This window comes from Burkholderia sp. GW821-FHT14F03 (assembly GCF_058803765.1).
In genome coordinates this window covers 1-595 of record NZ_JBXAPG010000156.1, presented here as the reverse complement: position 1 = coordinate 595, position 595 = coordinate 1, and the positions used below count along the sequence as shown (strand labels likewise).

General features: G+C 60.7%; 1 protein-coding gene. It reads left to right on the top strand.

From position 1 onward, the window contains the following. Nucleotides 1-595, top strand: a 595-nt coding sequence (locus AC1RQF_RS33485) for an ISL3 family transposase (RefSeq protein WP_492874430.1), incomplete at both ends; no start/stop codon positions are given.

Here is a 595-nt window from a genome sequence, read left to right as displayed (position 1 = left end):
TCAAGCCGGTCAGCAAAGTGATGGTCTGCGAGCAATGCGGCAAACGGTGCCAGCAGATTCACGAGACGACCGTTCGGCGGGTGCGGGATCTGCCCTTATTTGAATACCGGGTGGTGCTCCATGTGCCGCGCCGACGAGTCTGGTGCGACCACTGCGGCGGCCCTCGGTTGGAGAGGCTGGATTGGCTGGGGCGTTACCAACGGGTCACTGCCCGCTTTGCCAAGGCCTGCGAGATCTTGCTGAAGTCCGCCAGCGTACAGGCTGTTGCTGCGTTCTATGGTCTGAATTGGCACACTGTCAAATCGATCGACAAAGCCAGTTTGCAAGCCAGCATTGTTGAGCCGGATTGGGAACAGGTGCGGTATCTGGCCATGGACGAGTTTGCGCTCCACAAGGGCCATCGCTATGCCACCGTGGTTGTTGAGCCGATCAGCCGGCAAGTGCTATGGATCGGCCAGGGCCGCTCACGCGAAACCGCCCGAGCCTTCTTCGAGCAGCTTCCCGAAGGCGTTGCCGAGCGCATCGAGGCGGTCGCCATCGATATGACGACCGCCTATGAGCTGGAAATCAAGGCGAACTGCCCGCAGGCGGAAGT